Genomic DNA, 24,696 nt, shown 5'->3' with positions numbered 1-24,696 from the left:
GCGTGTGTTAAACCAGGACGCCAGCAAGCAGCTGGCGTTCTGGTGAGTTGATGCCGTTACAAAGTGCTGAACAGCGGGAAAGTCCCCAACAGCAAGGCTGCGGCCAGTATGCACAGGCAGACCAGCACTGCCCACTTCAGGGTGAAACGCTGGTGATCGCCAAACTCGATCCCGGCCAGTGCCACCAGCAGATACGTCGACGGCACCAGTGGGCTCAGCAGGTGAACCGGCTGACCGACGATCGAGGCACGGGCCATTTCCACGGCGGTGATGCCGTAATGGCTGGCCGCTTCGGACAACACTGGCAGCACACCGTAGTAGAACGCGTCGTTCGACATGAAGAACGTGAACGGCATGCTCACCAGCGCGGTAATCACCGCCAGGTACGGGCCGAGGAAATCAGGGATCACCGCCAGCAGGCTTTTCGACATGGCATCGACCATGCCGGTGCCCGACAGGATACCGGTGAAGATGCCCGCCGCGAAGATCAGACTGACCACCGACAGCACGCTGCCGGCGTGAGCCGCGACGCGATCCTTCTGCTGTTGCAGGCAAGGGTAGTTGACGATCATGGCAATACTGAACGCCACCATGAACAGCACCGGCAGCGGCAGCAGGCCGGCGATCAGGGTGCACATCAGCGCCAGAGTCAGCAGACCGTTGAACCAGATCAGTTTCGGACGACGGGCATCCGGGAACTGCGACACGCTGATTTCGCTGTGATCGATTTCGTCGCCGATCAGGTGCAGTTCACCCAGACGCGCACGCTCACGTTTGCCGTAGAAGTAGGCAATGATCAGGATCGCCACCACACCGGCAGCCATCGCCGGGATCATTGGTACGAAGATGTCCGACGGGTCCACGTGCAGCGCACTGGCGGCACGGGCGGTCGGGCCGCCCCATGGGGTCATGTTCATCACGCCGCCGGCGAGGATGATCAGGCCGGCCATGATCCGCGGGCTCATGCCGATGCGGCTGTACAGCGGCAGCATGGCGGCCACGCAGATCATGTAAGTGGTCGCGCCGTCACCATCGAGGGAAACGACGAGCGCCAGTACGGCGGTGCCGACCGAAACTTTCAGCGGGTCGCCCTTGACCAGTTTGAGGATCTTGCGCACAGCCGGGTCGAACAGGCCGGAGTCGATCATCAGGGCGAAATACAGAATCGCGAACATCAGCATCACGCCGGTCGGCGCAAGCTTGGTAATACCTTCGAGCATCATCGGGCCGATCTTCGGCGCGAAGCCACCGAACAGGGCGAACAGGATCGGGATGATGATCAGAGCGATCAGCGCGGACAGGCGCTTGGTCATGATCAGGAACATGAACGTGATGACCATGGCGAAGCCAAGGAAAGTCAGCATGGGAATACTCCAGGCGTAGCGCGGCTAGGTAAGTGAGCGGATCGGGCGGGATCAGCGCAGAACGGGAAGCACGAGACGTACGGGCGGAGTTGGAGCAAGGAGGCGGGTTACAGAGGACATCAGAATCACCATTGTTGTTGTTAATTGGGCCTGTCGCGGGAGCAATCACACGCGTTGGCCAACCGGTCTGTTGCCGGCAGTGGCGGCGATCCTAATGGGGCAACCTTTCAGCCAGCTTTCGCAGGTGAAAGCATCGATGCGAACGGCCAACCGACCGTCGGATGCGACTAGAGGCAATGAACACGGATACGTGAGGGCGGGACAATGAGTGAATTGCACAGCGGCGGCTGCCATTGCGGACATATCCGTTATCAGTTCAGCGGAGCCTTGCGCGACATTGCCCATTGCCACTTCTCGACCAGCAAAGAAACAGCCTGATCAAAAAATAGACAGATCCAGCGGCCGCATCGCGCCCATCCAGATTGCGTGCTCGGTGTGGTCGAGCAAGTCATCACCGGTGTCCGGGTGCAGGAACACCACCAACCCCTTGCGATTGAGCGCCAGCCACGGCAGCACTTCGCCGATCAGCTCGGGCCCGAAGGCCAGTTGGCAGCTCCAGTCCGGATGCGGGCCGACCGGGCGTTCGTGCACACGGCCCATCTTCAATGGGAATAATTTCGCGGCCTGCTCACACAGCGTCCGCGCCTGTTCGATGGTGCTGGCGTCGTAATAAACGTGAGCGTGATAACCCTTGATCGTCTGCATCGCAAACCCTCTGTATCGGTTCGAACCCTCGGCGTTGGCCGTATGTCACACGCCATACAAGGGAAAACAAAAGGGACCTCAGCCATGAAAAATGCCGAAACCCCGGTGGTAAAAGTGGTGCTCTATGGTGCCATGAGTAGCCTGGGCAGTGCGTTGATGGCTGAACTGCTGCGCCGCCAGCACGAAGTCATCGCGATCCTCGACGATCTGACGGCGCTCGCGCCACGGCCGGGGCTGCGTACTAAAAGCGGCGACCTGCTGGACGCCAAGCGGGTCAATCAGAGCGTGGCCGGCAGCTCGGCGGTGATCTGCCTGCTCAATGCGCCGGGCCTGCCGTTGAGCAGCGATCATGTCGAGAAATCCGTGGTGCTGGGGCCTGTGGAACAGGTTTTGGCGGTGGATGCGTTGATCGACGGGTTGCAGGCTGCGAACGTCTCGCGGCTGTTTGTCATCGGCGAATTCGAAGCACTGGACGATCCGGAAAACGCCGACCCATTGCAACGCCACGCCGCCAAGGAAATACGCGAAGCCCTGCAAAGCAGCCCGCTGCACTGGACGCTGGTCAATGCACCGCGCAGTGTCGCCGGGCTGACAATCGAGCATTTCAGTCAGGTCGGCCGCACGCTTGAACCGGGTCTCGCCGAGCCGCTGGAGCGCCTGAGTCGGGTGGCGGTGGGGATTTCCGATGAGCTGCGGTTGAATCTGCATCTGCGTCAGCACGTGGATTTTGTTGCTGCTACCTGATCCGTTACACAGCAATCGAGGGTAACGGCAGTCCGGCCAGGGACTCGGCGCTGCTGGCCTGTTCGGCCATCAGCCAATCCACGAACGTCTGGATCAATGCGCCCCGGCGTTTGCGCTGCGGCAACACCACGTAATAACCGAGGCGCGACAGGGTGGTCTCGGCGATCGGCCGGCACAACAGCCCTTGGGTTAATAAGTTATCCACAAGGTGCCGCCAGCCGATGGCCACACCCTGACCGCCAATCGCCGCTTGAATCAGCAAGGTGTAGTTGTCGAAACGCAGTTGGCCCGGCGCGGGCGGCGTGTTGATGCCGAGTTCGCGGAACAGACCGCTCCAGTCGAACCAGTTGCTGCTGTTCTCACCGCGCAAATGCAGCAGCGGAAACTCCAGCAGCGCCTGTAGCGGCAAGGGCAGGGCGCGATCCTTGAGCAATTGCGGACTGCACACGGGAAACACTTCTTCGCTGAACAGCCAGTGACTTTCGCCCTGCTTGAAACGACCGTCGCCGAACAGTACGGCAACGTCGATATCCGGGCGCAGCATGTTGTGATTGCGCTCGCTGGTGACCAGGCTCACGTCCACCTGTGGATAAGCTTCATGGAAACGGTACAGGCGTGGCATCAGCCAGTACGCGGCGAAGGCGAAATCGGTGGCGACCTGCAGCACTTCATGTTGCTGCTGCGTGCTGATTGCGCTCAATCCTGCGTCGATATTCTGCAAACCGAGGGTAACCTGCTCAAACAGGATCGAACCGACCTCGGTCAGCTCAATGCCTCGGTAGATCCGGTCGAACAGCCGTGTTCCGAGCTGCTCCTCCAGCCTTTTGATCTGCTGACTGATGGCCGGCTGAGTGGTGCCGAGCTCCACCGCTGCAGCGGTAAAACTGCGATGACGGGCAGCCGCCTCGAAGGCACGCAGCAGATCCAGCGACAAATCACCGAGGGCTTCATACATAAGCTGTGCTTATCCTAGTCATTGTCCGGCGCGGGCTTTACCGGAAATTGCGTGGAATCCATGCTCGATCGCAGCAATGTCGCATAAATATTCACTATGGAATGCCGCGATCACATGAAGCGCAAGAACATTCTTTTCATCATGGCCGATCAAATGGCCGCGCCAATGTTGCCGTTCTACGGCCAGTCGCCGATCAAACTGCCGAATCTCAGCCGCCTCGCCGAACAAGGCGTGGTGTTCGATGCCGCGTACTGCAACAGCCCGCTGTGCGCGCCGTCGCGTTTCACCCTGGTCAGCGGCCAGTTGCCGAGCAAGATCGGCGCCTACGACAACGCCGCCGATTTCCCCGCCGACATCCCCACCTACGCCCATTACCTGCGCCGCCTCGGTTACCGCACCGCGCTGTCGGGCAAGATGCATTTCTGCGGCCCCGATCAACTGCACGGTTACGAAGAGCGCCTGACCAGCGACATCTACCCGGCCGACTACGGCTGGGCGGTGAACTGGGACGAGCCCGACGTGCGGCCGAGCTGGTATCACAACATGTCGTCGGTGTTGCAGGCCGGGCCGTGCGTGCGCACCAACCAGCTCGACTTCGACGAAGAGGTGGTGTTCAAGGCGCAGCAATACCTGTTCGACCATATTCGCGAGGACGGCGACCAGCCGTTCTGCCTGACCGTGTCGATGACTCACCCCCACGACCCGTACACGATTCCCAAGGCCTTCTGGGATTTGTACGACGATGCGGATATCCCGCTTCCGACAACGCCGGATCAGCATTCGCTCGATCCGCACTCCCAGCGATTGCTCAAGGTTTACGACCTGTGGGACAAGCCGCTGCCTGTGGATAAGATTCGCGATGCGCGTCGCGCTTATTTCGGCGCCTGTAGCTATATCGACGCCAACGTCGGCAAACTCCTGCAAACCCTTGAGGATACAGAGCTTATCGATGACACCATCATCGTGTTCTCCGGCGATCACGGCGACATGCTTGGGGAAAAAGGCCTCTGGTACAAAATGCACTGGTTCGAGATGGCAGCGCGAGTGCCCCTGTTGATAAGTGCTCCGGGTCAGTTCAATGCGGGCCGTGTGAGCGCCGCCGTGTCCACTGCCGACCTGCTGCCGACCTTCGTGGAGCTGGCCGGCGGCAGCCTGGAAGAAAATCTGCCGCTGGATGGCCGCTCGCTGGTGTCGCACCTGCAAGGGCAGGGTGGCCATGACGAGGTGTTCGGCGAATACATGGCCGAAGGCACCGTCAGCCCGCTGATGATGATCCGGCGTGGCGCCTACAAATTTATCTACAGCGAGACCGACCCTTGCCTACTCTTCGATGTGGATAACGATCCACGGGAACAGGAAGAACTCAGTCAATCCTCGCAACATCGCCAGCTTTTCGACGATTTTCTCGCCGAAGCACGGGCCAAGTGGGACATTCCGGCGATCCACCGCGATGTCCTCGAAAGCCAGCGGCGCCGGCGCTTCGTTGCCGAGGCGCTGACCATCGGCAAGCTGAAGAGCTGGGATCACCAGCCGCTGGTGGACGCCAGTCAGCAGTACATGCGCAACCACATCGACCTCGATGACCTGGAGCGCAAGGCCCGTTATCCACAACCCTGCCAAAACCAATAACGTTAAGGGGAAGTCCATGGTCAAGTTATCCACAGTCGTGACGGTCAGTCTGCTGGCACTGGGCAGCGCATCCGCGTTCGCCGAGAGCTGCGACACGGTGAAAATGGCCGATCCCGGCTGGAGCGACATCGCCGCGACCAATGCCATCACCGGGTTTCTGCTGGATGGCATGGGCTACAAGGCCAAGGTCGACACCCTCGCGGTGCCAATCACCTTCGGTGGTTTGAAGGACGGCCAGGTCGACGTGTTCCTCGGCAACTGGATGCCGGCGCAGCAGGGTTTCTACGACAAGTTCGTCGCCACCGGCGATGTCACGCAGCTGGCGAAGAACCTCGACGGCACCGAATTCACCCTGGCCGTGCCGGATTATGTGTGGGATGCGGGTGTGCATAACTTTGCTGACCTGAACAAATTCGCCGACAAGTTCGAGCGCAAGATCTACGGCATCGGCTCCGGCGCGCCGGCGAACATTTCGCTGCAAGAGATCATCAAGAAGAACGACTTCGACATGGGCCAGTGGAAGCTGATCGAGTCCAGCGAACAGGCGATGCTTGCCGAGGTCTCGCGGGCGGTGAAGAAACAGAAATTCGTCACCTTCCTCGGCTGGACCCCGCACCCGATGAACGTGCAGCTGAAAATGCATTACCTCAAGGGCGGCGAGAAATACTTCGGCGACACGGGCAGCGTCTACACCCTGACCCGCAAGGGCTACGCCGAGGCCTGTCCGAATGTGGGTAAATTGCTGACCAATCTTTCGTTCACTCAGGAGATGGAGAACAGCATCATGGCTGAGGTGGTGAACAAGAAGGTCAGCAATGCGGATGCGGTGAAGGCTTGGATCAAGGCAAATCCGGGGGTGTTGGATAAGTGGCTTGATGGTGTGAAAACCGTGGACGGCAAAGATGCGTTGCCGGCCGTAAAAGCCAAACTGTAACTACGCGGCCGATCGTTCCCACGCTCTGCGTGGGAACGCCGCAATGGACGCTCGGCGTCCCGGGCTGCGTACAATGCGCAAAATTTCACCCGAGAGGATCCATGGCCCTCCCCAGCCGTCGCTCACTTTTCCCCTTCCTGACCTGGCTGCCCCGGCAGACCCGCGCCAGCGTCGGGCGGGATCTGGTCGTCGGCCTCAGCGGCGCGATTCTCGCGTTGCCGCAGTCGATTGCCTACGCCCTGATCGCCGGGCTCCCACCCGAGTACGGCCTGTATGCCGCGATCATCCCGGTACTGATCGCCTGCCTGTGGGGCTCGTCGTGGCATTTGATCTGCGGCCCGACCGCTGCCATTTCGATTGTCCTGTTCGCCAGTGTCAGTCCACTGGCCGTGCCTGCATCACAGGACTACATCACCCTGATTCTGCTGCTGACGTTCCTGGCGGGGATTTTCCAGTGGCTGCTTGGCCTGTTGCGCTTCGGCGCGCTGGTGAATTTCGTCTCGCACTCGGTGGTGCTGGGTTTCACCCTCGGCGCGGCGGTGGTGATTGCCATCGGTCAACTGCCGAATCTGCTGGGGCTGGATCTGCCGGCCAAGGCCACGGCATTGGCCAGCCTGATGGATCTGCTGCGGCATCTGGGGGCTGTGGATAAACCGTCGCTGGTTCTCGGTGTCGCTACGGTGGTGGTTGGCGTATTGCTCAAACAACTGCTGCCACGCTGGCCGACGCTGCTGATGACCTTGGTGCTCGGCAGTCTGGTGGTGTGGCTGTGGCCGGCGATGTTCGGCCATGTTCAATTGGTCAGCGCTTTTGTCGGGCGCCTGCCGCCGTTCAGCGGGTTACCGCTGGATGTAGATCTGGTCCTGCGCCTGCTGCCGAGCGCCGTAGCGGTGGGCATGCTCGGGCTGGTCACCAGTCTGTCGATCGCCCGTTCGATTGCCGCGCGTTCCCAGCAACTGCTCGATGCCAATCAGGAAGTCCGTGCCCAGGGACTTTCCAACATCGTCGGGGCGTTCTTTTCGGGATCATTGTCAGCCGGCTCGTTCACCCGCTCCGGACTGAGCTATGAGGCCGGGGCCTGTTCACCGCTGGCCGGGGTGTTTTCGGCGTTGTGGGTGGCGCTGTTCGCGATTTTCGGCGCCGGGTTGATTGCACACATTCCGATCCCGGCCATGGCCGGCAGCATTCTGTTGATCGCCTGGGGGCTGGTGGATTACCGTGGCATTCGTGCGTTGCTGCGGGTCAGCCGGGCCGAGTTTGTGGTGATGAGCCTCACCTGCGTTGCCACGTTGCTGCTGGAATTGCAGACGGCGATTTATGCCGGGGTGCTGGCGTCGCTGTTTTTCTACCTCAAGCGCACCTCGCAACCCCGGGTGCAGCATTGGCGCGATGGCGAAGACGATGTTTTGCGGGTCGGCGGGTCGATCTTTTTCGGCGCCAGCCACTACCTGCAAGTGCGTCTGCAACGGATGCATGGCGCGCGGGTGGTGATCGAGGCGCAGCAGATCAACTTCATCGACTATTCCGGCGTGGAAATGCTTCATCAGGAGGCCCGGCGCCTGCTGCGTCAGGATCGCAGCCTGACCTTGCGTCAGGCGCGACCACAGGTAGTGGAGGAGTTGCGCAAACTCGAAGGGCCGGAGAAATGCCCGATCCGCTTCGAAGACTAAAGCGCCTTACAGCGTCAGTTGTCGACGCAACTCCGCCAGAACCGGCGCAGTGTCGGGACGCACACCGCGCCACAGGAAGAAGGCTTCCGCCGCCTGTTCCGCCAGCATGCCCAAGCCATCCATCACCACGCCCGCACCATGCTCGCTGGCCCAGCGGCAGAACGCGGTCGGTTCCTTGCCGTACATCATGTCGTAGCACAGGGTCTTGCCGGGTTCGATCAGACTTTCTGCAATCGGCGGCACATCGCCGGTGAGACTGGCAGAGGTGGCGTTGATGATCACGTCCACCGGCTCGCGCAGCCAATCGTAACCGCTGGCCGACACCGGCCCGAGGTCGCAGAACAGTTCAGCCAGCAGCTCGGCCTTGTCCACTGTGCGGTTGGCGATGATCACCGAGGCCGGTTTTTCTGCCAGCAACGGCTCCAGCGCACCGCGCACCGCGCCACCGGCGCCGAGCAGCAGAATGCGTTTGCCGGTGAGGCTGAACCCGGCGTTGACCGTCAGATCGCGCACCAGCCCGGCACCATCGGTGTTATCCCCGAGCAAGGTGCCGTCAGCGAGTTTGCTCAAGGTGTTCACCGCGCCCGCGCGCTGGGCACGGTCAGTCAGGCTGTTGGCCAGGCGGTAGGCGTCTTCCTTGAACGGCACGGTCACGTTGGCACCGCGACCTTCCTGGAAAAACGCCGTGGCGCAGCCGGAAAAATCGTCGAGCGGCGCCAGCAGCGTGCTGTAGTCAAGGCTCTGCCCGGTCTGTTCGGCGAACAGTTTGTGAATCATCGGCGACTTGCTGTGGCCGATCGGGTTACCGAAAACGACGTAACGATCCATCAGAAGTCCTCAGGCCTGGGCCAGCCAGTCGCGGTCTTGCAGGAAGTACTCGGTCAGGCGTGCTTCTTCGCTGCCCGGCTCGGCTTTCCAGTCGTAGGCCCAGCGTACTTGTGGCGGCAGCGACATCAGGATCGACTCGGTTCGCCCGCCCGACTGCAGGCCGAACAGGGTGCCACGGTCGTAGACCAGGTTGAACTCGACGTAGCGACCGCGACGGAACTCCTGGAACTCACGCTGTTTGGCGGTGAACGCATCGTTCTTGCGGCGTTGCACGATTGGCAGGTAAGCGTCGATGTATGCATCGCCGATGGCGCGCATGAAGGCGAAGCTGGTATCGAAGTCCCACTCGTTCAGGTCGTCGAAGAACAGGCCGCCGATGCCACGCGGCTCGTGGCGATGCTTGATGTGGAAATAGGTGTCGCACCAGGCCTTGTAGCGCGGATAGACGTCCGGGCCGAACGGCGCGCAGGCCTGCTCGGCGATGCGGTGCCAGTGGATGCAGTCTTCTTCGTTGCCGTAATACGGCGTCAGGTCGAAGCCACCGCCGAACCACCAGACCGGCTCCTCGCCTTCCTTCTCGGCAATGAAAAAGCGCACGTTGGCGTGGGACGTCGGCACATGCGGGTTGTGCGGATGGATGACCAGCGACACGCCGAGGGCTTCGAAACCTCGCCCGGCCAGTTCCGGCCGATGGGCGCTGGCGGACGGTGGCAGGCCACTGCCGAAGACGTGGGAAAAGTTGACGCCGCCCTTTTCGATTACTGTGCCGTTCTCGATCACCCGGGTGCGACCGCCACCGCCGGCTGCACGGGTCCAGGCGTCTTCGACGAAGCGCGTGCCACCGTCTTCGGATTCCAGGGCCGCGCAGATGCGGTCTTGCAGGTCGAGCAGATAGGCCTTTACGGCGTCGGTGCGGGTCGTCATGGCTTCACCTTGGATCGGGCATCGCCCCGTGGGCGAGGGGGTGGCGCAAATGGGCGCGTAGCATACCATCGCAGGTAGGCACGCCGCAGTTGACGAAGATCAAGCAGGGGAGTTCGATAGGGGCCTTCCGAATCGTCCCAAGGAGTAGGCAGATGGCAAAGCGAATCCAGTTCCGCACCCATGGCGGCCCCGAAGTGCTCGAATACGTTGACTACCAGCCCGCCGAACCCGGCCCGCAGCAAGTTCGCGTGAGCAACAAGGCCATCGGCCTGAATTTCATCGACACCTACTACCGCAGCGGTCTCTACGCGCCACCGTCATTGCCGTCCGGAGTAGGGGCGGAAGGCGCGGGCATCGTCGAGGCAGTGGGCAGCGCCGTCACCCGGTTCAAGGTCGGTGACCGCGTGGCGTATGGCAGCGGCCCACTGGGCGCGTACAGCGACGTGCACGTCCTGCCCGAGGCCAATCTGGTGCACCTGCCGGACGCCATCAGCTTCGAAACCGCCGCCGGCGTGATGCTCAAGGGCCTGACCGTGCAGTACCTGCTGCGTCAGACCTATGAACTCAAGGGCGGCGAAACCATTCTGTTCCACGCGGCGGCCGGCGGCGTCGGTTTGCTGGCCTGCCAATGGGCGAAAGCGCTGGGAGTGAAGCTGATCGGCACCGTCAGCTCGCAAGCCAAAGCCGATCTGGCCAAGGCCCATGGCGCCTGGGAAACCATCGACTACAGCCACGAAAACGTTGCCCAGCGGGTGCTGGAATTGACCGACGGGAAAAAAGTCCCGGTAGTCTACGACGGCGTCGGCAAGGACACCTGGCTGGCCTCGCTGGACAGCGTGGCGCCCCGTGGGCTGCTGGTGAGCTTCGGCAATGCGTCGGGCGCGGTGGAAGGCGTGAATCTGGGGATTCTGGCGGCGAAAGGATCGCTGTACGTCACCCGGCCAACGCTCGCGACCTACGCCAACAACGCAGAGAACCTGCAACGCATGGCGGATGAGCTGTTCGGGATGATCACCAGCGGCAAGCTGAAAGTGGATATCAGCCAGCGTTATCCACTGGCTGAAGCGGCAAAAGCGCAGACCGAGTTGTCGGCGCGACGCACGACAGGTTCGACTGTTCTATTGCCTTGAGTGCGCCATCGCCGGCAAGCCGGCTATTGCAGGCAACGCGGAGTCAGGACGGGCGCACAACCCTGCCACTCGCCAGATCGCGAATCAGGCTCGGGTTCTTGCGCCCACCGAGCATTCCGCCCAACACCAGATCGACCTGACCACGGAAATACTGCTCGACCCGCAAGCGACTCTTCGCCGCCGGCCTGCCTTGCGGGTTGGCCGAGGTCGAGATCAACGGCCCGACCAGCGAGCACAAGTCCCGCACCTGCGGATGATCACTGACCCGCAATGCCACGGTGTCATGCACCCCGGTCACCCACTCCGGCAACAGGTTCTGGTGCGGCACCAGCCAGGTGTTCGGCCCCGGCCAGGTACTGGCCATGCGATCGATCCAGTCCTGGGGGAAATCCTCGAACAGGAAATCGAACTGACGAATGTTGTCGGCGACCAGGATCAACCCCTTGTCCACCGAACGGTTCTTGATCGCCAACAGGCGATCCACCGCTTCTTCATTCCACGGATCGCACCCCAGCCCCCAGACGGCTTCGGTTGGATAGGCAATCACCGCCCCGGCGCGAATCTCTCGTGCGGCTTGTTGCACACGCCAACTGTTGACCATGAAAAACTCTCCGAAAACAGGTTTTGCGCAGTTTACCGATCTTCAATGTAAAACCTAGCTTACCCGCGCAAACCAGCGGCCGTTTTCGCATACCGCGCGGCCATCCATCTCCAATTCGGTCAACGCCGCCAGCACTTTGGGCAAAGCCCAGCCACTGCTGTCGGCCAAGCCCTCACTGGTGTGAGGTGCCGCGTGCAGCAGGCGCAGCAACGGATTGTCCGTAGCCGGTGCAGTGGTGGATACCGGCAAGTGCTGCCAGCCACGCAGGGCCTCGAGGATATGCTCGATGGTTTCTACCAGTACCGCGCCATCGCGGATCAGTTGATGGCAACCGCGCGCGCCGGGGTGGTGAATCGAGCCGGGAATCGCATAGACCTCACGACCCTGTTCCGCTGCCAGTCGCGCGGTGATCAGCGAGCCGCTGGCCACACTGGCCTCGACCACCAGTACGCCGAGGGACAAACCGCTGATGATCCGGTTGCGCCTGGGGAAGTTGCTCGCCGTCGGTCCGGCGTCCAGTGGAAACTCCGAAATCACCGCGCTGCCAGAGGCAATCATCGTCTCCGCCAGCCGCCGATTGCGCTGTGGATAAAATTTTTCCAGCCCGGTGCCCAGCACACCCACGGTTTGCCCGCCGACGTCGAGCGCGGCTTGATGCACGGCGGCATCGATGCCCAGCGCCAGGCCACTGGTGATGACGAAACCGGCTCCGGCCAGGCTGCGGGCAAACGCCGTGGCGGTGTCCATGCCCGGACGTGAAGCGCGGCGGCTACCGACCATCGCCAGTTGCGGTTTTTCCAGGATCAGCGGTTTACCGGCGACGAACAGCAGCGGTGGTGGATCAGGAATCTGCGCCAGCAATGCCGGGTAATCCGGCTGGTCCCACATCAGCAAATGCTGGCCCGGGCGCTCTAGCCAGGCCAATGCGCGACTGGCACCATCACGCACTTCAGGACAACGGCGGGCGTCGGCGCTCGCCACCGGCAAACCCAGCGAGCGCCAGGCACTGGCCGGCGCACTGATGGCTTTGGAGGCGGAGCCGAACGCTTCGAGCAACCGGGAAAAACGTTTCGGGCCGATTTCCGGCAAGCGGTGCAGGCGCAAACGCGCTTCCAGTTCCGCCGGGGAAACCGGCGTAGAGACAGACATCATCATGGATCATCCTTGATCGTTATAAGCCCCGAACCTTTCGGAACAAGCTGTGGATAACTCTGTTGGTAACTTGTGAAGCCAGCTAAGGATTTCGCACCTTGTCCAGCACCGCCAGCGAGCGCGATGCGTTGAGTACCAGGCCGTAACTGAGCTTGTCGTAGGTACGGAACACCATCAGCAATCCGGCACGTTCATCGGGGATTTTCAACGGCTGGCCGGTGATCCGGTCACGCACGGTTTCCCCGGTCTTCATCACCACCAGCACGTTGCCTTCGACCAAACCGTCGCGTTTGCCCTTGTTCAGGGTCACCACGTCCATTGCGCCGATCTGTGTTACGCCCCGTGGCACGTCGATGATCAGGCCTTTGATGTCGGTGGAGGGAGCGCTGGGCATGAAGGTCGAGTTGATCGAACGCTCTTCGCCGCTGAACAGACGGTCGCCGAGGCGCACTTCCTGGGTGGTGCGTTGCAGGGCGAGGGTGGCAACGTCACCCTCGGTGGCGACGATTTCACCGCCGCCGATGTCATCGGCGTTGATCCCAAGAAACTCCTTGCTCTGCGGATCGGTGTAGACCTTGCCCTGGCGGAAGATGCCGTAGACCGGCTGGTTCGGATCGAAATGCCCGCGGGCGAAGATCCGGTCGCCGGTGCCGCTGAGCACCCGCTCGGCATCGCCGGCAACGATGTACGGCGCCTTGTCGAAGTCCTCGACCTTGTCGACGATGCGGTTGCTCAGCAGAAAGCTGTTGATGGATTTGAGCGGAATGCTCGGGATCGCTTCGGCCACCGGGCTGCTGCGGATCCGTGGCGACAGCTTGATCGTGCCGCGCGACTCCCCGCGATTGAGGGTCAGGCGGGGCTGGCCGTTGACGTAACTGAGCGTCAGCGTGTCGCCCGGATAGATCAGGTTGGGGTTTTCGATCTGCGGATTGGCCCGCCACAGCTGCGGCCACTGCCAGGGTTCGCGCAAATATTTACCGGAGATGTCCCAGAGCGTATCCCCGGAAACCACTGTGTATTGCTGTGGAAAACCTTCCTTGAGTTGCACTTGCCCGTGCGCTGCGCCGGCCGAAGCCAGAAACAGCAGGGCGAGTAGTGATTTCCTCATGCGGTGAATCCCTTTATTATGTGCGTTCGCGTGAAACGCCAGAGCCCCCGTGGCTCGCTCCCTGCTCTATGCTTAAAAGCAAGGAGCTACGTTTCACAACGGTAGCCTGCATCTTCGGACCCGCCAGGCCATCGCCCGACTTTACCTCACACGTGCAGCAATCAAGCTTATGGCCATTTTGAACATCCTCGAATTTCCGGACCCGCGTCTGCGCACTATCGCCAAACCTGTGGCTGTAGTGGACGACGAAGTGCGTCAGCTGGTCGATGACATGTTTGAAACAATGTATGAAGCGCCGGGCATCGGCCTTGCCGCGACCCAGGTCAACGTGCACAAACGTATCGTCGTGATGGACCTTTCCGAAGACCGCACCGAACCCCGGGTGTTCATCAACCCCGAGTTCGAATCGCTGACCGACGAAATGGAGCAATACCAGGAAGGCTGCCTCTCGGTGCCGGGTTTCTACGAAAACGTCGACCGCCCGCAGAAGGTCAAGATCAAGGCTCTGGATCGTGACGGCCAGCCTTACGAACTGATCGCCGAAGGCCTGCTCGCCGTGTGCATCCAGCACGAATGCGACCACCTCAACGGCAAGTTGTTCGTCGATTACCTGTCCACGCTCAAACGCGACCGGATCAAGAAGAAACTGGAAAAGCAGCACCGCCAGAACGCTTGATGCCCCTCTCCAAAGGCTTGCTGCGGCAAGCCTTTTTCTTTTTATGAGACTCCCCCATGACTGAGCCACTGCGCATCGTTTTTGCCGGCACCCCGGAATTCGCCGCCGAACACCTCAAGGCCTTGCTGGACAGCCCTTACGAGATCGTTGCGGTCTACACCCAACCGGATCGTCCGGCCGGTCGTGGGCAAAAACTGATGCCGAGCCCGGTCAAACAGCTCGCTCTGGAAAACAATATCCAGGTGTTGCAGCCGCCGACCCTGCGCAACGCTGACGCTCAAGCCGAGCTCGCAGCTCTCAAGCCTGACTTGATGGTGGTGGTCGCCTACGGCCTGATCCTGCCGCAAGTGGTGCTGGATATTCCGCGCCTGGGTTGCATCAACAGCCACGCCTCGCTGCTGCCACGCTGGCGTGGTGCGGCGCCAATCCAGCGCGCCGTGGAAGCGGGCGATGCCGAAAGCGGCGTGACCGTGATGCGCATGGAAGCGGGCCTCGATACCGGGCCGATGCTGCTCAAGGTCGTCACCCCGATCAGCGCCGAAGACACCGGTGGCAGCCTCCACGACCGTCTCGCCGAGATGGGCCCGCCAGCCGTCGTGCAAGCGATTGCCGGTCTGGCTGCTGGCACCCTGGAAGGCGAAGTGCAGAACGACGACCTCGCCACCTACGCGCACAAACTGAACAAGGACGAAGCGCGCATCGACTGGAGCCGTCCGGCCGTCGAGCTGGAACGTCTGGTCCGCGCCTTCAATCCATGGCCGATCACCCACAGCACGCTCAACGGCGAAGCACTTAAAGTGCTGGCGGCGACACTGGCCGAAGGCAAAGGCGCACCGGGCACCATCCTCGGCGCCAGCAAGGACGGTCTGCTCGTCGCCTGTGGCGAACAGGCGCTGTGCCTGACCCGCTTGCAATTGCCCGGCGGCAAGGCACTGAACTTCAGCGATCTGTTCAACAGCCGTCGTGAGAAATTCGCCACCGGCACCGTACTGGGCGCAACGGTGGACGCTCAATGAACCCGCGTCTGGCTGCCGCCAAGGCACTCGCCGCCGTCCTGAGCGGCAAGGCTTCGCTCAACAGCTCTCTGCCGACGCAACTGGACAAGGTCGAGGATCGCGATCGCGGTTTCACCCAGGATCTGGCGTTCGGCACCGCCCGCTGGCAGCCACGTTTGTCGGCGCTGGCGGAGAAACTGCTGCAGAAGCCGTTTAAGGCCGCCGACGCCGATGTCGAGGCGTTGCTGCTGGTCGGTCTCTATCAGTTGCTCTACACCCGCGTCCCGCCGCACGCCGCCATCGGCGAAACCGTCGGTTGCGCGGACAAGCTGAAAAAGCCGTGGGCCAAAGGCCTGCTCAACGCCGTACTGCGCAGCGCCCAGCGCGAAAGTGAGGCGATCTTCGCCGAACTGGAACGCGACCCGGTGGTGCGCACCGCCCACCCGCGCTGGCTACAAAAATCCCTGAAAGCATTCTGGCCTGAGCAATGGGAAGCGATCTGCGAGGCCAACAACGCGCATCCGCCGATGATCCTGCGGGTCAACCGCCGTCATCACAGCCGTGACGCCTACCTCGGTCTGCTGACTGAAGCGGGCATCGCCGCGCAGCCGTGCACCTTCAGCCGCGACGGCATCGTCCTCGACGCCGCCGCTGACGTGCGCAGCCTCCCGGGTTTCGCCGAGGGCTGGATCAGCGTGCAGGACGAAGCCGCGCAACTGGCCGCAGACCTTCTTGATCTCGCGCCGGGCCAACGAGTGCTGGACGCCTGCTGTGCACCGGGCGGCAAGACCTGCCACATCCTCGAAGCCGAACCGGCACTGGCCGGTGTGGTCGCGGTGGACCTGGAAGCCAAGCGTCTGGTGCGGGTGAAAGAAAACCTCGAACGCCTCGGTCTGAACGCCGAACTGATCGCCGCCGACGGTCGCGACACGGCGGCATGGTGGGACGGCAAACCGTTCCAGCGCATCCTGCTCGACGCGCCGTGCTCGGCCACCGGGGTGATCCGCCGCCATCCAGACATCAAGCTGACCCGTCAGGCCGACGACATCGTCGCCCTCGCGCAACTGCAAGGCGAGTTGCTCGACGCGATGTGGAAAACCCTCGAAGTGGGCGGCATCCTGCTGTACGCCACCTGCTCGACCTTGCCGACCGAGAACACCGAAGTCATCGGCGCATTCCTTGAGCGCACGCCAGGTGCCCGGGAACTGGATCTGGCCACCGCAGCCGGGATCAAGCAACCCCATGGTCGCCAATTGCTGGCCCAGCAGGGCGGGCATGACGGGTTCTACTACGCCAAGCTGATCAAGATCGCTGCCGCGCGCGGCTAAACGGATTCAATGGAGTGACTGGATGAAAATCATCATCCTCGGTGCAGGGCAGGTCGGCGGTTCGCTGGCTGAACATCTGGCCAGCGAAGCCAACGACATCACCGTGGTCGACACCGATGGCGACCGTCTGCGCGACCTTGGCGACCGTCTCGATATCCGCACCGTGCAGGGCCGTGGCTCGCTGCCGACCGTGCTGCGTCAGGCCGGTGCCGACGACGCCGACATGCTGGTGGCGGTGACCAACAGCGACGAAACCAACATGGTTGCCTGCCAGGTTGCCCACACCCTGTTCCACACCCCGACCAAGATCGCCCGGGTACGCGAAGCCTCGTATCTGACGCGCGAGGAGCAACTGTTCCAGAACGAAGCGATTCCGGTCGACGTGCTGATCAGCCCCGAGCAAGTGGTCACCAACTACATCAAGCGCCTGATCCAGCATCCCGGCGCCTTGCAGGTGATCGACTTCTCCGAAGGCCAGGCGCAACTGGTGGCGGTGCGCGCCTATTACGGTGGGCCGCTGGTGGGGCAGCAATTGCGTCAGTTGCGTGAACACATGCCGAATGTGGAAACCCGGGTGGCGGCGATTTTCCGTCGTGACCGTCCGATTCTTCCTCAGGGTGACACGGTGATCGAGGCCGACGACGAAGTCTTCTTCATCGCCGCCCGTGAGAACATTCGCGCGGTAATGAGCGAAATGCGCCGTCTCGACGAAACCTACAAGCGCATCGTTATCGCCGGCGGCGGCCAGATCGGTGAGCGCCTGGCCGAGGCCATCGAAAGCCGCTATCAGGTGAAGATCATCGAGATGAACCCGGCACGCTGCCGTTATCTCTCCGATACCCTCGACAGCACCGTGGTGTTGCAGGGCAGCGCTTCAGATCGCGACCTGCTGCTGGAGGAGAACATCGCTGACGCGGACATTTTCCTCGCGCTGACCAACGACGACGAAGCCAACATCATGTCGTCGCTGCTGGCCAAGCGTCTGGGTGCGAAGAAGGTGATGACGATCATCAACAACCCGGCCTACGTCGACCTGATCCAGGGTGGCGACATCGACATCGCCATCAGCCCGCAACTGGCGACCATCGGTACCTTGCTGGCCCACGTGCGTCGGGGCGACATCGTCAGCGTGCACTCGTTGCGCCGTGGCGCGGCGGAAGCGATCGAAGCGGTGGCCCATGGTGATTCGAAGTCCAGCAAGGTTATCGGCAAGGCCATCGAGAACATCGCCCTGCCTCCCGGAACCACCATCGGCGCAATCATCCGTGATGAAGAAGTGATCATCGCCCACGACGACACGGTGATCGCTGCCGGCGACCATGTGATCCTGTTCCTTGTGGATAAAAAGCATATTCGCGATGTGGAGAAGCTGTTCCACGTGGGCCTGAGTTTCTTCTGACCGACCAAGAGGCGAGAGCGATGATCGAATCCCTGGAAAAAATGCTCGCCAAGGGTGTGGATAACTCGCTGCTGCGCTTCGGTCTGGGCAAGGGTTATCTGGATCTGGGAGAGAACGCGAAGGCGGCCGAGCATTTTCAGCGTTGCGTCGGCTTCGATCCGAAGTACTCGGCAGCGTGGAAACTGTTGGGTAAGGCACACTTGGCGCTGGGGGATCTGGCGTCTGCGCGGCAGGCATGGGAGCAAGGTCTGGAAGCGGCCCGGGCCCATGGCGACAAGCAGGCGGAGAAGGAAATGACGGTGTTTCTGAAGAAGCTCGAACGGCAGAAGCCGTGACGGCTGTGGATAACCCGTTTTGTCAGGTTATCCGCAATTGCCCATCGCCGATCAGTACCAGCGCGCCTCACCCGGCGGACGCTTCTTGAAGCGTTTCATGCTCCACATGTACTGGCTCGGATACGCCGCCACATAACGCTCGACCACCTGACTCATCGCTGCGCAGGAGGTTTCGGTGTCGGTGCTGTACATGGCTTCCGGCGCCGCTTCCAGAATCACCTTGTAGCCAGAACCGTCCGGCAGACGCAGGGCATGCAGGAATACCCCGACGGCCTTGCCGCCAGCGAGCATGTTCGGCACGAACTTGCTGGTCAGGGCCTGGGTCGCGAAGAACGGCACGAAGATCCCGGCGGATTCGGCCGGCTCCGGGTCTGCGGGAATCCCCACCTGCCCCCCCTTGCGCACTTCCTTGATGACACTGAGGATGCCTTCCTTGGTCGACGCCGCCACGCGGTTGCCCAGTTGCACCCGCTGCTTGCGCAGCAATTCATCCACAGCCTTGAGCTTCGGCGGGCGATAGAAAATGATCGGTTTGCACTGGCTGCAATAGAAGTGGTTGAGCACTTCCCAGTTGCCCAGGTGGCTGGTGATGCCGACCACGCCTTTGCCCGACGCCAGCGCATCCTTGAGGATGTCGAGGCCTTCGACTTCGCGCACCAGGTCGATGGAACGCTGGGCCGGCCAGATCCAGGCGCAGGCGCTTTCGGTCAGGGACTTGCCGATGTCTTTCAGGCTCTGACCGACCAGACGCTCACGTTCGGCCGGATCCATCTGTGGAAAACATTTGGCGAGGTTGATCCGCACCACGTCGCGGGAACGGTTGGGGGTTTTCCACATGATCCAGCCGATCGCCGAACCCACGGCCTGCACGGCCCGCCACGGAAGCAGGGCAAACAGCCGCAGAGCGCCAACCAGCATGGCGCCTTTAAACTTTTCCACAGGTCACTCCTGATCTTGTGCTGTGCGCGAGGCGGCCATTCTAACCGGCGTTGACGAGCTGCGCGTAGCGGTCGCAGTCCTGAGTGTGATCCATGACCATGCCAGAAGCCTGCATCAGCGCGTAGCAAATGGTCGGGCCGACGAAGGTGAAACCGGCCTTTTTCAGGCCTTTGCTCATGGCCACGGCTTGCGGGGTGATGGCCGGGACTTCGCTGCGATCCTTGAAATGATTGATCACCGGTCGGTTATCCACAAACGACCAGAGGAAGGCCACCGGATCTTCCAGCGCCAGCCAGGCCTGGGCGTTGCGCCGGGCGGCATTGAGCTTGAGACGGTTGCGGATGATCCCCGGATCGAGCATCAAGTCATCGATTTCCGCGTCGCTCATCTGCGCCACTCGTTGTACGTCGAAACCGTACAACACCTCGCGATATCGCTCGCGCTTGCGCAGCACGGTGATCCACGAAAGCCCGGCCTGGAACCCTTCGAGCAAAAGCAACTCGAACAATCCCTGCGCATCGCGTAGCGGCGTACCCCACTCCTGATCGTGGTAAGCCATGTACAGCGGATCTTCGTTGCACCAAAAGCAGCGTGGCATAAGGCTCCAGGGGGTGGAGGTGCGACTGAATCGGGTATACTCCCGCTCTTTAAATCGCAGCCCAAGAAACAGGTGAATTTCGTGAGCCAGCCTACGCCAGCCGTGCGTACCTTCCAAGACTTGATCCTCGCGCTCCAGCAATACTGGGCCGAGCAAGGTTGTGTGGTACTTCAGCCCTACGATATGGAAGTAGGCGCCGGCACTTTCCACACCGCGACATTCCTGCGTGCCATCGGCCCGGAAACCTGGAACGCCGCTTATGTACAGCCAAGCCGCCGTCCGACTGACGGCCGTTACGGCGAAAACCCGAACCGTCTGCAGCACTACTACCAGTTCCAGGTAGTCCTGAAGCCGAACCCGGACAACTTCCAGGAACTGTACCTGGGCTCCCTCAAGCATGTCGGCCTGGACCCGCTGGTCCACGACATCCGCTTCGTCGAAGACAACTGGGAATCGCCGACCCTCGGCGCCTGGGGTCTGGGCTGGGAAGTCTGGCTGAACGGCATGGAAGTGACTCAGTTCACTTACTTCCAGCAGGCGGGCGGCATCGAGTGCTACCCGGTGACCGGCGAGATCACCTATGGTCTGGAGCGTCTGGCCATGTACCTGCAGGGCGTGGATTCGGTCTACGACCTGGTCTGGGCTGACGGTCCGTTCGGCAGAGTGACCTACGGCGACGTGTTCCACCAGAACGAAGTGGAGCAGTCCACCTACAACTTCGAACACGCCAACGTCGACAAGCTGTTCGAACTGTTCGATTTCTACGAAAGCGAAGCCAAGCGCCTGATCGAGCTCGACCAGCCGCTGCCGTTGCCAAGCTACGAAATGGTCCTGAAGGCCTCGCACACCTTCAACCTGCTGGACGCACGCCGGGCGATCTCGGTGACTGCGCGTCAGCAATACATTCTGCGCGTTCGCACCCTGGCGCGTTCCGTCGCCCAAGCCTACCTGCTGGCCCGCGCCAAGCTGGGCTTCCCGATGGCAACCCCGGACCTGCGTGACGAAGTACTGGCCAAGCTGGAGGCTGCACAATGAGTGCTCAAGATTTTCTGGTTGAACTGGGCACCGAAGAACTGCCACCCAAAGCCCTGAACACCCTGGCCGAAGCGTTCCTCGCCGGTATCGACAAGGGCCTGCAGGCTACCGGCCTGAACTACGAGACCAAAACCGTCTACGCCGCGCCGCGTCGTCTGGCCGTGCTGATCACTGCGCTGGCGACCCAGCAGCCGGATCGCAGCATCAACCTCGACGGCCCGCCACGTCAGGCCGCGTTCGATGCCGAAGGCAACCCGACTCAAGCGGCACTGGGCTTTGCCAAGAAGTGCGGCGTCGAGCTGAGCGAAATCGACCAGAGCGGTCCGAAACTGCGCTACAGCCAGAACATTGCGGGCAAGCCGACTGCAAGTCTGCTGCCGACCATCGTCGAAGACTCGCTGAACGACCTGCCGATCCCGAAACGCATGCGTTGGGGTGCGCGCAAGGAAGAGTTCGTACGTCCGACCCAGTGGCTGGTGATGCTGCTCGGCGACCAGGTCATCGACTGCACGATCCTCGCTCAGAAGGCTGGCCGTGAGTCCCGTGGCCATCGTTTCCACCACCCGCAAAGCGTGCGCATCGGTTCGCCGTCGAGCTACCTGGCCGACCTGCGTGCCGCTTACGTGCTGGCCGACGCCAACGAGCGTCGCGAGATCATCAGCAAGCGCACCGAAGAGCTGGCGACCCGTCAGGAAGGCACTGCCATCGTGCCACCGGCGCTGCTCGACGAAGTGACTGCGCTGGTCGAGTGGCCAGTGCCGCTGGTGTGCTCGTTCGAGGAACGTTTCCTCGACGTGCCGCAGGAAGCGCTGATCACCACCATGCAGGACAACCAGAAGTACTTCTGCCTGCTGGATGCCGACGGCAAGTTGCTGCCACGCTTCATCACCGTGACCAACATCGAATCAAAAGACCCGCAGCAGATCATTGCCGGTAACGAGAAGGTGGTTCGCCCACGCCTCACCGACGCCGAGTTCTTCTTCAAGCAGGACAAGAAGCAGAAGCTCGAAGCGTTCAACGATCGCCTGCAGAACGTGGTGTTCCAGGAAAAACTCGGCAGTGTCTACGACAAGGCCGAGCGCGTGTCGAAACTGGCGGCCTACATCGCCGCACGTATCGGCGGCAACGCTTCGTGGGCTGCCCGCGCAGGCCTGCTGTCCAAGTGCGACCTGGCCACCGAAATGGTTGGCGAGTTCCCGGAGATGCAAGGTGTCGCCGGCTACTACTACGCCCTCAATGACGGCGAGCCGGAAGACGTCGCGCTGGCGCTGAACGAGCAGTACATGCCGCGCGGTGCCGGCGCTGAACTGCCAGCCACCCTGACCGGTGCAGCCGTGGCCATCGCTGACAAGCTCGACACCCTGGTCGGCATCTTCGGTATCGGCATGCTGCCGACCGGCAGCAAGGACCCGTATGCCCTGCGCCGTGCGGCACTGGGCGTGCTGCGGATCCTGATCGAGAAACAACTGGATCTGGACCTGAACGACGCCGTGGCTTTCGCCGTGAACTCCTTCGGTGCGAAGGTCAAGGCTGCCGGCCTGAACGACGCGGTGCTGGAATTCATCTTCGACCGTCTGCGTGCGCGTTACGAAGACGAAGGCGTGGATGTGGCCACCTACCTGTCGGTTCGTGCCCTGAAGCCGGGTTCGGCGCTGGACTTCGACCAACGTGTGCAAGCGGTTCAGGCCTTCCGCAAACTGCCGGAAGCGGCAGCGCTGGCGGCGGTGAACAAGCGTGTGTCGAACCTGCTGAGCAAAGTCGAAGGCTCCGTGCCGACCGACGTTCAGGCCAAGTACTTCGACAACGCCAACGAGTTCTCGCTGTACTCGGCGATCCAGCAAGCGGACCAGGCTGTACAGCCAATGGCAGCGGCGCGTCAGTACAACGAATCGCTGGCACGTCTGGCCGCCCTGCGCGAGCCGGTGGACGCGTTCTTCGACGCGGTGATGGTCAATGCCGAAGACGCCAATGTGCGGGCCAACCGTTACGCGCTGCTGGCGCGTCTGCGTGGCCTGTTCCTGGGCGTTGCCGACATTTCGCTGCTGGGTTGAGGGATTGCTGTTGAAACTGCTGATTCTCGATCGGGACGGAGTGATCAATTACGACTCCGACGCTTACATCAAGTCGGTGGAGGAGTGGATTCCGTTACCCGGCTCGATCGAAGCGATTGCGCAGTTGAGCAAAGCCGGCTGGACGGTGGCGGTCGCCACCAACCAGTCAGGCATTGCTCGCGGCTACTATGACCTCGCCACCCTCGACGCCATGCACGCGCGCCTGCGCACGCTGGTGGCGGAGCAGGGCGGTGAAGTCGGGCTGATCGTGTATTGCCCGCATGGGCCGGATGAGGGTTGCGACTGCCGCAAGCCGAAACCGGGGATGTTGAAAACCATCGCGCAGCATTACAACGTCGCGCTGACAAATGTCTGGTTTGTCGGCGACAGCCTTGGTGACCTGGAGGCCGCCAAAGCCGTCGATTCACAGCCCGTTTTGGTAAAGACCGGGAAAGGCGAAAAGACTCAGGCCAAGACCTTGCCGGTGGGCACCCTGATTTTTGACGATCTCGCGGCGATTGCCGCAGAACTTATCCACAACTAGAGTACTTCTGAAGTTCCTGACCAGGGATTGATCGGGAGTGCGCTTGAACAGTCGGGCATCGCCCGTAACGGTAAACGTCGCCATGTCGATACTGCAGGCCATCAGAATCTTCCTCTTTTACCTGCTGCTGGGCACCACCGCTCTGCTGTGGTGCAGCCTGAGCTTTTTTATCGCGCCCTTTCTGCCGTTCAAGGCGCGCTATCGTTTCATCAACGTGTACTGGTGCCGTTGCGCCTTGTGGTTGACCAAGGTGTTCCTCGACATCCGTTACGAAGTCAAAGGCGCAGAAAACGTGCCTGACCGTCCCTGCGTGATTCAATCGAACCACCAGAGCACCTGGGAGACGTTCTTTCTCTCCGCTTATTTCTCGCCCTTGAGCCAGGTGCTCAAGCGCGAATTGCTGTACGTGCCGTTCTTCGGCTGGGCGATGGCCATGCTGCGGCCGATCGCCATTGATCGCGACAACCCGAAAGCTGCGCTCAAGCAAGTTGCGGCAAAGGGTGATGAGCTGCTCAAGGACAATGTCTGGGTGCTGATCTTCCCCGAAGGCACTCGCGTTCCCCACGGCACCATCGGCAAGTTTTCCCGCAGTGGCAGCGCATTGGCGGTGAATGCGGCGCTTCCGGTGCTGCCGATTGCGCACAATGCCGGCAAGTTCTGGCCGAAAATCGGCTGGGGTAAAAAGCAGGGCGTGATTACCGTAGTCATCGGTGAACCGATGTATGCCGAAGGGTCCGGCCCCCGCGCCATCGCCGATCTGAACGACCGGGTGCAGGCCTGGAACGAGCAGGCTCAACGGGAAATGGGTTCGTTGCCACCGGCACCACAAGCCCCGGCAGCCAACGATCAGGTGACTGTCTGAATTTTGTGGATAACCTGTGCACGGTTTGTTGGCAATATTTCGAAAAAATCAATTAAGTGACTGATTTTTATATATATTTCAGAAGCTGACAAAAAACCGTAAAAGGTGCATAAGTTTTTTTCGGAAGTAA

Annotated in this window: 24 protein-coding genes and 1 pseudogene; 15 read left to right on the top strand and 10 right to left on the bottom strand. The window is 61.5% G+C overall.

Annotated elements, in window-relative coordinates; all coding sequences use genetic code 11:
- Positions 1-56 precede the first annotated feature (56 nt).
- Positions 57-1,364: a CitMHS family transporter gene (locus NH234_RS01120; protein WP_085733875.1), complete on the bottom strand. Its 1,308-nt coding sequence runs from the start codon at positions 1,362-1,364 to the stop codon at positions 57-59.
- A 324-nt stretch (positions 1,365-1,688) separates the two neighbouring features.
- On the opposite strand from NH234_RS01120, the pseudogene NH234_RS01115 reads away from it, so the two are divergent.
- Positions 1,689-1,781 (top strand): annotated as a pseudogene (locus NH234_RS01115) (GFA family protein); the annotation flags it as partial.
- Positions 1,782-1,802: 21 nt separating this feature from the next.
- Here NH234_RS01115 and NH234_RS01110 read toward each other — a convergent pair.
- Positions 1,803-2,129 (bottom strand): DOPA 4,5-dioxygenase family protein, encoded by a 327-nt coding sequence (locus NH234_RS01110; protein WP_085733876.1) that lies wholly within the window; start codon positions 2,127-2,129, stop codon positions 1,803-1,805.
- Between the two features lie 84 nt (positions 2,130-2,213).
- On the opposite strand from NH234_RS01110, the gene NH234_RS01105 reads away from it, so the two are divergent.
- Positions 2,214-2,873 (top strand): NAD(P)-dependent oxidoreductase, encoded by a 660-nt coding sequence (locus tag NH234_RS01105; protein WP_085733877.1) that lies wholly within the window; start codon positions 2,214-2,216, stop codon positions 2,871-2,873.
- A 4-nt stretch (positions 2,874-2,877) separates the two neighbouring features.
- Here NH234_RS01105 and NH234_RS01100 read toward each other — a convergent pair whose 3' ends face one another.
- On the bottom strand, positions 2,878-3,828 hold the full coding sequence (locus NH234_RS01100) for a LysR family transcriptional regulator (RefSeq protein ID WP_085733878.1): 951 nt from the start codon (positions 3,826-3,828) through the stop codon (positions 2,878-2,880).
- A gap of 114 nt (positions 3,829-3,942) precedes the next feature.
- On the opposite strand from NH234_RS01100, the gene betC reads away from it, so the two are divergent.
- The 3 genes from betC (at position 3,943) to NH234_RS01085 (ending at position 8,061) form a co-directional block, all read left to right on the top strand.
- Positions 3,943-5,457, top strand: a complete 1,515-nt coding sequence (betC, locus tag NH234_RS01095) for a choline-sulfatase (protein WP_367255408.1) — start codon at positions 3,943-3,945, stop codon at positions 5,455-5,457.
- Positions 5,458-5,473: 16 nt separating this feature from the next.
- Positions 5,474-6,391: a choline ABC transporter substrate-binding protein gene (gene choX, locus NH234_RS01090; RefSeq protein WP_085733880.1), complete on the top strand. Its 918-nt coding sequence runs from the start codon at positions 5,474-5,476 to the stop codon at positions 6,389-6,391.
- A gap of 101 nt (positions 6,392-6,492) precedes the next feature.
- Positions 6,493-8,061: a SulP family inorganic anion transporter gene (locus tag NH234_RS01085; RefSeq protein ID WP_085733881.1), complete on the top strand. Its 1,569-nt coding sequence runs from the start codon at positions 6,493-6,495 to the stop codon at positions 8,059-8,061.
- A 6-nt stretch (positions 8,062-8,067) separates the two neighbouring features.
- On the opposite strand, the gene aroE is transcribed toward NH234_RS01085, so the two are convergent.
- Positions 8,068-8,889 carry a shikimate dehydrogenase gene (aroE, locus tag NH234_RS01080; RefSeq protein WP_367255406.1) on the bottom strand — a complete coding sequence of 274 codons (822 nt, stop codon included), beginning with the start codon at positions 8,887-8,889 and terminating at the stop codon, positions 8,068-8,070.
- 9 nt (positions 8,890-8,898) lie between these two features.
- On the bottom strand, positions 8,899-9,813 hold the full coding sequence (hemF, locus tag NH234_RS01075; protein WP_085733883.1) for an oxygen-dependent coproporphyrinogen oxidase: 915 nt from the start codon (positions 9,811-9,813) through the stop codon (positions 8,899-8,901).
- 152 nt (positions 9,814-9,965) lie between these two features.
- Here hemF and NH234_RS01070 point away from each other — a divergent pair, with 152 nt between their 5' ends.
- A complete protein-coding gene (locus NH234_RS01070; RefSeq protein ID WP_367255403.1) occupies positions 9,966-10,943 on the top strand; it encodes an NADPH:quinone reductase in 978 nt (325 codons plus the stop codon).
- 43 nt (positions 10,944-10,986) lie between these two features.
- Here NH234_RS01070 and NH234_RS01065 read toward each other — a convergent pair whose 3' ends face one another.
- From NH234_RS01065 to NH234_RS01055, 3 genes are all read right to left on the bottom strand, one after another.
- Positions 10,987-11,544, bottom strand: a complete 558-nt coding sequence (locus tag NH234_RS01065; protein WP_085733885.1) for an L-threonylcarbamoyladenylate synthase — start codon at positions 11,542-11,544, stop codon at positions 10,987-10,989.
- A gap of 54 nt (positions 11,545-11,598) precedes the next feature.
- Positions 11,599-12,699 (bottom strand): DNA-processing protein DprA, encoded by a 1,101-nt coding sequence (gene dprA, locus NH234_RS01060; protein ID WP_085733886.1) that lies wholly within the window; start codon positions 12,697-12,699, stop codon positions 11,599-11,601.
- A gap of 79 nt (positions 12,700-12,778) precedes the next feature.
- Positions 12,779-13,804: a LysM peptidoglycan-binding domain-containing protein gene (locus NH234_RS01055; protein WP_085733887.1), complete on the bottom strand. Its 1,026-nt coding sequence runs from the start codon at positions 13,802-13,804 to the stop codon at positions 12,779-12,781.
- A 169-nt stretch (positions 13,805-13,973) separates the two neighbouring features.
- Between NH234_RS01055 and def the strand changes: the two genes are divergently transcribed.
- The 5 genes from def to NH234_RS01030 are packed head-to-tail and all read left to right on the top strand — an operon-like array spanning position 13,974 to position 18,537.
- Positions 13,974-14,480, top strand: coding sequence for a peptide deformylase (def, locus tag NH234_RS01050; protein ID WP_085733888.1), 507 nt, complete (start codon positions 13,974-13,976; stop codon positions 14,478-14,480).
- A 56-nt stretch (positions 14,481-14,536) separates the two neighbouring features.
- Positions 14,537-15,496: a methionyl-tRNA formyltransferase gene (fmt, locus tag NH234_RS01045; protein WP_085733889.1), complete on the top strand. Its 960-nt coding sequence runs from the start codon at positions 14,537-14,539 to the stop codon at positions 15,494-15,496.
- Complete coding sequence (gene rsmB, locus NH234_RS01040; RefSeq protein ID WP_367255400.1) at positions 15,493-16,803, top strand: 16S rRNA (cytosine(967)-C(5))-methyltransferase RsmB; 1,311 nt, start codon at positions 15,493-15,495, stop codon at positions 16,801-16,803. The genes fmt and rsmB overlap by 4 nt, the downstream gene beginning before the upstream one ends.
- 22 nt (positions 16,804-16,825) lie before the next feature.
- A complete protein-coding gene (gene trkA, locus NH234_RS01035) occupies positions 16,826-18,202 on the top strand; it encodes a Trk system potassium transporter TrkA (RefSeq protein ID WP_085733891.1) in 1,377 nt (458 codons plus the stop codon).
- Between the two features lie 20 nt (positions 18,203-18,222).
- Positions 18,223-18,537 (top strand): tetratricopeptide repeat protein, encoded by a 315-nt coding sequence (locus NH234_RS01030; RefSeq protein WP_085733892.1) that lies wholly within the window; start codon positions 18,223-18,225, stop codon positions 18,535-18,537.
- A gap of 51 nt (positions 18,538-18,588) precedes the next feature.
- Here the strand turns inward: NH234_RS01030 and NH234_RS01025 are convergent, their stop codons facing one another.
- Together NH234_RS01025 and tag are read right to left on the bottom strand one after the other, a co-directional pair.
- Complete coding sequence (locus NH234_RS01025) at positions 18,589-19,476, bottom strand: lysophospholipid acyltransferase (protein ID WP_085713088.1); 888 nt, start codon at positions 19,474-19,476, stop codon at positions 18,589-18,591.
- Positions 19,477-19,516: 40 nt separating this feature from the next.
- Entirely contained in the window at positions 19,517-20,074 is a 558-nt protein-coding gene (gene tag, locus NH234_RS01020) for a DNA-3-methyladenine glycosylase I (protein WP_085713089.1), read from the bottom strand.
- A gap of 81 nt (positions 20,075-20,155) precedes the next feature.
- Here tag and glyQ point away from each other — a divergent pair, with 81 nt between their 5' ends.
- The 4 genes from glyQ (at position 20,156) to NH234_RS01000 (ending at position 24,566) form a co-directional block, all read left to right on the top strand.
- A complete protein-coding gene (gene glyQ / locus NH234_RS01015; protein WP_085696941.1) occupies positions 20,156-21,109 on the top strand; it encodes a glycine--tRNA ligase subunit alpha in 954 nt (317 codons plus the stop codon).
- Positions 21,106-23,160, top strand: coding sequence for a glycine--tRNA ligase subunit beta (gene glyS / locus NH234_RS01010; protein ID WP_367255397.1), 2,055 nt, complete (start codon positions 21,106-21,108; stop codon positions 23,158-23,160). Before glyQ ends, glyS begins: the two co-directional genes overlap by 4 nt.
- Before the next feature lie 4 nt (positions 23,161-23,164).
- Complete coding sequence (gene gmhB / locus NH234_RS01005) at positions 23,165-23,704, top strand: D-glycero-beta-D-manno-heptose 1,7-bisphosphate 7-phosphatase (RefSeq protein WP_166742338.1); 540 nt, start codon at positions 23,165-23,167, stop codon at positions 23,702-23,704.
- A gap of 82 nt (positions 23,705-23,786) precedes the next feature.
- Positions 23,787-24,566 (top strand): lysophospholipid acyltransferase family protein, encoded by a 780-nt coding sequence (locus NH234_RS01000; protein WP_367255395.1) that lies wholly within the window; start codon positions 23,787-23,789, stop codon positions 24,564-24,566.
- Positions 24,567-24,696 lie beyond the last annotated feature (130 nt).

This window comes from Pseudomonas sp. stari2 (assembly GCF_040760005.1).
Classification (GTDB): domain Bacteria; phylum Pseudomonadota; class Gammaproteobacteria; order Pseudomonadales; family Pseudomonadaceae; genus Aquipseudomonas.
The sequence above is the reverse complement of the archived record's forward strand: the minus strand, read 5'-3'. Positions and strand labels throughout refer to the sequence as shown.